This window comes from Rhodococcus sp. KRD197 (genome assembly GCF_017168235.1).
Taxonomy (GTDB): domain Bacteria; phylum Actinomycetota; class Actinomycetes; order Mycobacteriales; family Mycobacteriaceae; genus Rhodococcoides.
Window position 1 is genome coordinate 1 of sequence record NZ_JABFAO010000040.1, and the last position, 8,649, is coordinate 8,649.

Genomic DNA, 8,649 nt, shown 5'->3' on the forward strand with positions numbered 1-8,649 from the left:
GAGACGTGGGGCGGGCTGGACGGTGTGGGTCCGACCGGCACGATGGTGTTCGTGACGGATGCTCGATCGTCGGCGCTGGACCGGGGCCACAGTGCGACGATCGATGCGACAACAACTATGAGCATGACAATCGACCAGCCGCGCGTCATCGGCCCGACCTTCTCTTTTCAGAGCGCGGCAGAGGGGCCGACGGTTCGTGGCGGGTCATAGCAGCGTGGACCAGTACGGCCAGAAGCGTTGTGCGATCAGGGTGATCAGGGCGAGAAACCACACGGTCAGCGGGATGGAGTGATTGCCGAGCACAGCGTCGGACCACTGCCGGAGAGCGGGTGTGGACCCGGCGCGGTGAAGGTTCCGCAAGGTGACGTACCAGAATATCGGGACGGTGACTGCCCACACTGCCATGCAGTACGGGCACAGGGCGCCGATCTCGTAGAGGCTCTGTCCGATCAGCCAGTGTACGAAAACTGCGGCGGCAGTGACACCGACCTGCAGTGCACCCCAGAACCACTGCGCGAACACAGCACCGGAGACAAGGCCGGCACCTACTGCTGCCACGACGGCGAAGCCTGCGATCCCGAGGAGGGAATTGGGGAATCCGAACACCGACGCCTGATCGGTGTTCATCACCGATCCGCAGTTGAGTACCGGGTTGATGCTGCATGTCGGGGCGTAGGCAGGATCGAGGGCAAGAGCAAACTTTTCCGCCGTGAGTACGAATGCGGCGGTCAGTCCGATCAGCCCTCCCACCAGCAGAACCCAGGGCAGGCTCCGATCGAAAGGCCCGCCCTGACGGGGTCCGGTGGCAGCCGTGGGGTCAGCCGAGTGCAGCGTCGAGGGCATCGGCGAGGTCTCCGTAGGTGGTGGGCTCGATTTTGGTGCCGTTGAGGAAGAAGGTCGGGGTGCCTTGCACGCCGAGCGCTATCCCGTCCGCGACGTCGGCTTCGATGCGGTCGAGTGTCGCAGGGTCGGTGTAGGCGGCATCGAAGGCGCTCATGTCCAGTCCCTGCTCGACTGCGAAACTGCGAAACAGCTCGTCCTGGGGAACCTGCTGCTCACCCCACTGCGCCTGCGTCTCGTACATCCGCTGATACATCGCCTCGAAGCCGCCTTGCTGGGCTGCAGCTTCGACTGCTCGCGCCGCGCGTTCGGCATTGAAGTGCGAGGTGATGGGAAAGTAGCGGGCCACGAAGCTCACCCGGTCGCCGTACTCTTCCCGCAGTTGTTCGATCGCCGGGTAGGCCGACCGGCAGGCCTCGCATTCGAAGTCGAGGAACTCCACGAACGTGACCCGGCCGTCGGGCACCGAGTTCAATCGATGACTGTTCTCGCGCACCGCGATCGAAGCCGGGTCGATGGCAGCCTGCTCAGCGGCCGCGGCGTCCGGTGACCCCGATCTGTCCACCACCAGAAACAGAGCCAACGCGGCGGCGAACACGACCACCAGGGACAAGGAAATCTTCAATGCTCGGCTCATGCAGCTACCTTCTCGATTCGTTGCGGGTCCCCAGCGTCTTCCTCGTCCGCCGCCGATGCCCGGAGTTGTTCGAGATCCAGAAAACGAACGACGCGAGAGCTACCGCGAGAGCGGCGATCAGAACAATCGAGACCTTGACGGACCGGCCCCACCCATTCCTCCGGACGATGCGTGAAGCGTAGGCGTGAGCCTGAAGTCGAAATACTACGACCCATAGTAGTTGTGGGCATCGGATCGTTCGCCGCAGGGCGTGTCACTTCGTCCCGCCCCTGCCGCTCGAATCGTCCACGAGCGATCATACTGCCATACGGTGCTATCATCGGTGCATGACGATCAATAGAGGGGCGTGTCCGGTCGGCCGCACCGGGTCTACGGTCGATGCCGCAGTGGCGTTGTTCCACAGCCTTTCCGATGCCACTAGGTTGGCTATCGTGCGCCGACTCGCCGATGGGGAATCGCGTGTAGCAGACCTGGTGAGCGAGCTGGGGCTGGCCCAGTCGACGGTGTCGGCGCACATGGCGTGCCTGCGCGACTGCGGGTTGGTGATCGGTCGCCCCGAAGGGCGGCAGGTCTTCTATTCACTCGCCCGACCGGAACTGTTGGATCTGCTCGCCTCGGCAGAAACCCTCCTCACCGCCACCGGGAACGCGGTGACACTGTGCCCCAACTACGGCACGGACTCCGCCGGAGCGGCGGTGACCGGATGAGCGACGCGTGCGGCTGCGACCACGACGAGCCCCGCCCGGGCGGCGACGACGAGCAGGAACCCGACAGGTTGTGGCAGATCACCGAGATCCGAGCCGCGGCTGTCGCTGGCGCTCTGCTGGCGGCCGGACTGACCATTGGCTGGACCGGCGGTCCCGATGGTCTCACTCTGGTACTCGAATCGGTCGCGTTGATCGTCGCCGGCTACACCTTCGTACCGTCGACCCTGAAGCGGCTCGCCCGCGGCAAGATCGGCGTCGGCACCCTCATGACCATCGCGGCGGTCGGCGCCGTGATCCTCGGTGAGGTCGGCGAGGCTGCGATGCTCGCGTTCCTGTTCGCCATCAGCGAAGGCCTCGAGGAGTACGCGGTCGCCCGCACCCGGCGAGGTCTGCGGGCGCTGCTGTCGTTGGTTCCCGACACCGCCACCGTCCGACGAGATGGTCGAGAACAGGTGGTGTCGCCGACCGAGTTGACGGTCGGCGAGATCATGATCGTCAAGCCCGGCGAGCGCATCGCCACCGACGGCACGATCCGCAGTGGCAACACCGCGCTCGATACCTCGGCGATCACCGGCGAATCGGTGCCCGTCGAGGCAGGGCCCGGCGATGAGGTGTACGCCGGGTCCATCAACGGAACCGGGGTTTTCGAGGTCGAGGTGTCCGCGCGCGCCGAGGACAACTCGCTGGCCAAGATCGTCCGGATCGTCGAGGCCGAGCAGTCCCGCAAGGGCGAGGCGCAGCGACTGGCCGATACGATCGCCAAACCCTTGGTGCCCGCGATCATGGTCGCCGCGGCCCTCATCGCCGCTGTAGGCAGCCTCCTCGGCGACCCACGGATATGGATCGAACGCGCACTGGTCGTCCTCGTCGCTGCCTCACCGTGCGCCTTGGCCATCGCCGTCCCGGTCACCGTCGTCGCTGCGATCGGCGCTGCCAGCAAACTCGGTGTCCTGGTCAAGGGCGGCGCAGCACTGGAAGCCCTCGGCCGCATCCGCGGAATCGCACTGGACAAGACCGGCACCCTGACCCGCAACAAGCCGGTCGTCATCGACGTCGCCACCGTGAACGGCGCGACCCGCGAACAGGTCCTCGCGGTGGCCGCGGCGCTCGAGGTGCGCAGCGAGCACCCCCTGGCCGCGGCGATCCTCGCCGCCGTCGACGACCACACCCCCGCCGAGGACGTCGAGTCCGTCACCGGCGCCGGCCTCACCGGCCGCCTGCGCGGTTCCGACGTCCGGCTCGGACGGCCGGGCTGGATCGAGCCCGGCCCGCTGGCGGCGGAGGTGGAACGGATGCAGCGCGCCGGAGCCACCGCCGTGCTCATCGAGCAGGACGGCCGAACACTCGGCGCGATCGCGGTCCGCGACGAACTGCGACCCGAAGCCGCGGAGGTCGTCGCCGGTCTCCGCCGTGACGGATACCACGTCGCGATGCTGACCGGGGACAACGAACGCACCGCCCGAGCGTTGGCCGCCGATGTCGGCATCGAGGAGGTCCATGCGGACCTGCGACCGGAGGACAAGGCAGCCATCATCAGCGACCTGAAGGTCCGACGGTCGACCGCGATGGTCGGCGACGGTGTCAACGACGCCCCCGCACTGGCCACCGCCGACCTCGGTATCGCCATGGGAGCCATGGGAACCGACGTGGCCATCGAAACCGCCGACGTCGCCCTGATGGGCGAGGACCTCCGGCATCTGCCACACGCCTTGGCCCACGCACGCCGATCTCGGCGCATCATGCTGCAGAACGTCGGGCTGTCTCTGGCGATCATCACCGTTCTGATGCCGCTCGCCCTGTTCGGGATTCTGGGCCTGGCAGCAGTGGTTCTGGTGCACGAACTCGCCGAGATCGTGGTCATCGCCAACGGAGTCCGGGCAGGCCGCGCCCACCCCCTGACCACCGGACCGGCACCCGCATCGGCCCCGACGGCAGCCGAGGCCCGCATATGAGCGCCGACGCAGCCCCGGGCATCTCGGCGCCACGGTCCCGGCGGACCCTGACGATCGTCGCCGTCGTACTCATCGGCGTCGCACTCGCGGGCGACCCCGTCGCCCGCCGCGCACTCTCCGACGGCCGCATCGTCGAGCTAGGCGTGCTGCAACTGAAGTTGGCCTACAACAGTGGTGTCGCCTTCAGCGTCGGGAACCAACTGCCGCCGTGGGTCATCATCGCGGTCACCGCCATCATCACCGTCGGCATCGGTGTGTACGCGTGGCGCACTGTCCCCACCGGCTCACCGTTGGGGACTGTGGGACTGTCGGCGATCGTCGCCGGCGCCGCCGCCAACGTGATCGACCGCACCGTCGACGGTCGCGTCACGGACTACTTCCACACCGGCTGGTGGCCCACCTTCAATCTCGCCGACACCTACCTCACCTGTGGTGTCGTACTGGTCATCGGCTCCATACTCTGGGAGGAAGCGGCCCTTACTCGTACCGCGCACGCGCAGGAAAAATCCGGATGACCGCCTCGCGGCCTCGCAGCCGATCCACCTCTACCGCGGTCCAGCCCTCCGGACACGACGTTCAGCCGCCCCGCCGTGGCCGCTCGGTGCGGGAGTGATCACCACCATCGCCGCGGCGGTCGCGATGTTCGCCGGCACCAACATCGACGACATCGTCGTGCTGACCGTGCTGTTCGTCGCCTCCGCCAGCCAGGGGCGGCCGCGGGCATGGCAGATCGTTGCCGGCCAGTACGCCGGCCTGATCACCCTCGTCGCGATCAGTGTCGTCGCTGCCCTGGGATTGGTGATCGTCCCGGAGGACTGGGTCGGGTTACTGGGGTTGCTGCCCCTGTCGTTGGGTGTCTGGGGCCTGATCCGCGGCCTGCGCAGCGGCGACGAGGACGAGGCCCCGGTGGTGGCAACAGGGATGGTCGGTGTCGCCGCCATCACCATCGCCAACGGAGCCGACAACATCGCCGTCTACACCCCGGTCTTCCGCACGCTCGGTGCGCCACAGACCGCGGTCACCATCGCCGTGTTCCTGATCTGCGTGGGAATCTGGTGCTACGCAGGCAGACTGTTGGGCACTCGCAGAAAGGTCGTCGACACTCTCGAACGGGTCGAGCACTGGCTCGTACCCGTGGTGTTCATCGTCCTGGGTGCGATCATCCTGCTCGAATCCGGTGTCCTCGGCCGGCTCATCGTCGCCGCGTCATGACCGACGTCTGTTCGCCCGGCAACTCCAGCGGCAGCGGCATCGATCGCCGCAATCACACCGTCCCAGGCGCTGCGGGCGGGTACCGGACTGCGAGACCGCGTCGGAGCGGTCCCCGGATCAACCGGCTCGTACGAGCGTGGGCGCAGTAGAGCCGCATCAGCACCACCCGCGAAAATCTCATCGTTCTCGACCGCGATGATCGCGGTCGCGGCGGCGGTCAGTACTGCTGCTTGTTCTTCCCAGCGCAGGTCCTCGAACGGAACCCACGATGTTCGGAGCGGGCGAGAACGGCCGGTGGATTTCCAGATCGCGCTGAGTGGCTTTGCCCACCATCCGGTGCGGACCAGAGGTGTTGATACTTCGTCGACGACGGTGCGCAGCAGCCTGAACCACACTGCTGCATGAACACGGCCCGCGCCGAGCTCGACCGACCCGCACGTCAACGCGGTGACGCTGCGTCTGTCGATTTCTGCGACGGCCGCCGCGACCGGTATCGGTGGTGCGTGCTCGTCCGAGCCTGCTGGTGTCCTGTCCCAGAAGACAAGTCTGCCGGGTACGACGCTGCAGAATTCGAGCCGGCAGAGATGCTTGGTGCAGCTGGTCAGCATCGGGTATTGCTGAGCCATCATGACCGCGATGTCGGCGTGTGTGTCGAGGGTGTCGATGCACAGAGGGCATGCCCGTGTAGTCAGCGTGCTTACCCAGGGAAGCCATGTGCCGGCGGGCGGTGCGCGTCGACGTCGATCGGCCATCGCCAGACCCGCCGGTAGTAGGACAGAGAACTGGTGGACGTAGGTGTCGAAGTCGCACTCGGTGGGGTCGGTGCTGTCGAGCAGCCAGGGCGTGCAGCCCGCCAACGTCATTTCCCGCAGCCGTTCCGCCGTACAGGTGCTCCTCTGGGCAAGCGCCGATAGCACCGGCTCGGGTGTGTGCCGGTCCAGGTCCACGCTCGAGGTGTCGACACCGAGCCCGTCGAGAAGGTCCGCTGTATTGATCAACGAATACAGTGCGCTGGTCCGGGCCAGCCACGACATCAGAGTCTCGCCAGGTAGTGGTTGCGGGCGCAGCGGCCACGGCGGATGCGCACTGTGGTCGAGCGCTGTGTGCGCTGCAGGGGCATCGGCTGGTGTCATGCCAGGTGCCGTTCGAAGTGGCGGCGGCGTTCGGTGGGCCCGAAGTAGGCGGTTTGGGTCAACACCTGTGAGGTGATCGCTTCCTCTCCGGCTTCTATTGCGGTCACTGCGGCCGCGGTCAACAGCGTGGCCAGTTCGCCGATGGTGCCCTCACACCGGGTGAGGAGGTAATCGGTCATCTCCGCCGATGTCAGGTACGAGGGCGCACGCAACGGGAAGCTGGCGGTGAAGCTCGCCAGCAGGGAGCGGGTGTCGGTGTCGTTGGTCCAGATCGGCAGCGTCATGGGGTGAAAACGGTTTTCCAACTGTGCATCACTGCGGATCGCGAGGTACGCCTCTCGGGTACCGACTCCGACGAGAGGGATCCGCAGCTCGTTGCCCAGAAACCGCAACAGGTTCAGAAATTCTCGGCGCACGTTGTCGCGACCGGCGAGAACATTATGGAGCTCGTCGATGATCAGCATCCGAACCCCGGTTGCTCGCAACAGCGTCACCGCTTGCTGTTCTAGTTCGTGAACGCGGCTTCGCGGGCGCATCGGCGTTCCGAGGGCAGCGAGCATCGCGAGGTAGAACCGTCCGGGTGCTGGGTCCGGGGGCATCTGCATACACAACACCGGTATGTGCTCACGGTCGGGCAAGCTGACAGCGGGGTGCGCACGCCGGAACTTCTCGATGATCATCGACTTGCCGTTGTTCGTCGGCCCGATCAGTAGCAGGTTCGGCATTCGTTGCCGATCCGGCCACACCAGCAACGTCTCGAGGTGCACGATCACCGACCGTGCACGCGGATACCCGATCCACCGTTCCGTACGAATGTGCCTGATGCGTTGTGCAGCAGGAAGACCCGCTATCGATCTGACCGAACTTCGCAGGTGGATCAGATCCGCACTACCGGGGTCGATGTCTTCGCCGCTACCGTCGCCTGCAGGAGTGATTCGGGGGTCGTCGTTCATCGATTCACCATTCTTCGATGTCGTCGAAGATCGGAACCGGTACTTGGTCGGTACCGGGGCGACTCTCGGGCGGGCCCATCGCGTTCGGTGATGTGGTGACGCTGCTCAGGTGAGCACGGCGAGTGCGATTACGTCGGGCTCGTTTGGTGTCCCGCTCTGCCGACGTGGCTACCTGACGCATCTTCTCGATCATCGCGAACAGAGCGTGTTCGTCGATAGTTGCTCGGCCGTGCTCTCGAAGACGCACCACCGCTGCCCGGTGTTCCCACGATGTCACCGCCGGATGTGACATCGTCCGGTACGGCACCTCGACATACCCGCCGCCGCTGTCGGGGTCCAGGACCCACACCCTGCTCAGATCTCGTGGATCACGCCGGATCACGAACTGACCCAACTTCTCTCGCCTAGCGATCCACGGTTTCAGAGCGTTCGAGAAGTACTGGATGTGGTCGATGACGAACCCTGTCCGGGTCAGGCGACGCCGGATGACGGGAAGGAAGTCCACCAGGAATGCGGTCTCGCCCACCACTGTCGACGTCGATCGAGCAGTATCGGCGTCGGTGCTGCTGATCCACTGCGCAGCGGGGCTCCGGCTCAGGCCGGTGTGCACGTCCGCGTGGTACGCCGCGACCGCGAGGATCAGCCAGCGTTCCAATTCTCGTAGCGTCAGGGCTGCCGTGCCCTCTGAGTCGTATCTGCCCCGCTGCGTTGGGTTCGAGAACGTGGTGCCGGGGAGTTCGTGGACCTGGGTCATGACGGTGCCAATGATGCGTTCGACGATCCCGCCGTAATGCGGCCTGCCGGGTGGGCGGTAGCCGAGGTCGATTCCGTGTTGTTCGCAACCGCGCCGTAGCGCTTCACTTTTGAACTCGGAGGCGTTGTCGACATACAAGGCGCGCGGCTTTCCGGCCATCGGCCACCGCACATCCGCGCCGAGGCCCAAAGCGTCGATCCATACGCTCTTGTCCGAGCACACCCGGCCCAGACACAACCCGACCGACACTGCGGACGGAGGATCGAGTGTGACCACGAAGCCCGGCACGCAGCGGCTGAAGACATCGATAGCAATCGTGAGATATGGACGTCCAATCGGCACCCGGTCGTATTCATCGACGATCATCAGATCGACCACGGTGTGATCAATCTGGACTTGCTGGAGAACCGCCGTCACCGGCGGCGGGACATCGCCCGCGGACTGCCGCGATCGGGCGGCGT

The 8,649-nt window shown here is 65.8% G+C and carries 8 protein-coding genes and 1 pseudogene; 4 read left to right on the forward strand and 5 right to left on the reverse strand.

From position 1 onward, the window contains the following. Window positions 1-204: 204 nt before the first annotated feature. Window positions 205-843, reverse strand: a complete 639-nt coding sequence (locus J1M86_RS23835; protein ID WP_068049645.1) for a vitamin K epoxide reductase family protein — start codon at window positions 841-843, stop codon at window positions 205-207. Further along, a complete protein-coding gene (locus J1M86_RS23840) occupies window positions 818-1,477 on the reverse strand; it encodes a thioredoxin domain-containing protein (RefSeq protein WP_094656090.1) in 660 nt (219 codons plus the stop codon). Before J1M86_RS23840 ends, J1M86_RS23835 begins: the two co-directional genes overlap by 26 nt. A gap of 326 nt (window positions 1,478-1,803) precedes the next feature. Here J1M86_RS23840 and J1M86_RS23845 point away from each other — a divergent pair, with 326 nt between their 5' ends. The 4 genes from J1M86_RS23845 (at window position 1,804) to J1M86_RS23860 (ending at window position 5,348) form a co-directional block, all read left to right on the forward strand. Next, window positions 1,804-2,184 carry a helix-turn-helix transcriptional regulator gene (locus J1M86_RS23845; RefSeq protein WP_068049649.1) on the forward strand — a complete coding sequence of 127 codons (381 nt, stop codon included), beginning with the start codon at window positions 1,804-1,806 and terminating at the stop codon, window positions 2,182-2,184. After that, complete coding sequence (locus J1M86_RS23850; protein WP_094642706.1) at window positions 2,181-4,136, forward strand: cation-translocating P-type ATPase; 1,956 nt, start codon at window positions 2,181-2,183, stop codon at window positions 4,134-4,136. The genes J1M86_RS23845 and J1M86_RS23850 overlap by 4 nt, the downstream gene beginning before the upstream one ends. Next, window positions 4,133-4,651, forward strand: a complete 519-nt coding sequence (gene lspA / locus J1M86_RS23855; RefSeq protein ID WP_068049655.1) for a signal peptidase II — start codon at window positions 4,133-4,135, stop codon at window positions 4,649-4,651. The genes J1M86_RS23850 and lspA overlap by 4 nt, the downstream gene beginning before the upstream one ends. Window positions 4,652-4,745: 94 nt before the next feature. Further along, window positions 4,746-5,348 carry a cadmium resistance transporter gene (locus tag J1M86_RS23860; protein WP_068049656.1) on the forward strand — a complete coding sequence of 201 codons (603 nt, stop codon included), beginning with the start codon at window positions 4,746-4,748 and terminating at the stop codon, window positions 5,346-5,348. Between the two features lie 584 nt (window positions 5,349-5,932). Here the strand turns inward: J1M86_RS23860 and J1M86_RS26590 are convergent. The 3 genes and pseudogenes from J1M86_RS26590 to J1M86_RS23875 form a co-directional block, all read right to left on the reverse strand. Then, a pseudogene (locus J1M86_RS26590) lies at window positions 5,933-6,481 on the reverse strand (TniQ family protein); the annotation flags it as partial. Continuing rightward, entirely contained in the window at window positions 6,478-7,434 is a 957-nt protein-coding gene (locus tag J1M86_RS23870; protein ID WP_231893738.1) for a TniB family NTP-binding protein, read from the reverse strand. The gene J1M86_RS23870 and the pseudogene J1M86_RS26590, both read right to left, overlap by 4 nt. Before the next feature lie 4 nt (window positions 7,435-7,438). Beyond that, window positions 7,439-8,649 (reverse strand): transposase family protein (locus J1M86_RS23875; RefSeq protein ID WP_241260617.1); only part of this gene is annotated, 1,211 nt, incomplete at its 5' end.

Bases quoted from the DNA above. Each gene is read 5' to 3' on its own strand.
- lspA (WP_068049655.1), top strand. From the start codon at position 4,133: ATGAGCGCCGACGCAGCCCCGGGCATCTCGGCGCCACGGTCCCGGCGG.
- J1M86_RS23850 (WP_094642706.1), top strand. From the start codon at position 2,181: ATGAGCGACGCGTGCGGCTGCGACCACGACGAGCCCCGCCCGGGCGGC.
- J1M86_RS23845 (WP_068049649.1), top strand. From the start codon at position 1,804: ATGACGATCAATAGAGGGGCGTGTCCGGTCGGCCGCACCGGGTCTACG.
- J1M86_RS23870 (WP_231893738.1), bottom strand. From the start codon at position 7,434: ATGAACGACGACCCCCGAATCACTCCTGCAGGCGACGGTAGCGGCGAA.
- J1M86_RS23835 (WP_068049645.1), bottom strand. From the start codon at position 843: ATGCCCTCGACGCTGCACTCGGCTGACCCCACGGCTGCCACCGGACCC.
- J1M86_RS23840 (WP_094656090.1), bottom strand. From the start codon at position 1,477: ATGAGCCGAGCATTGAAGATTTCCTTGTCCCTGGTGGTCGTGTTCGCC.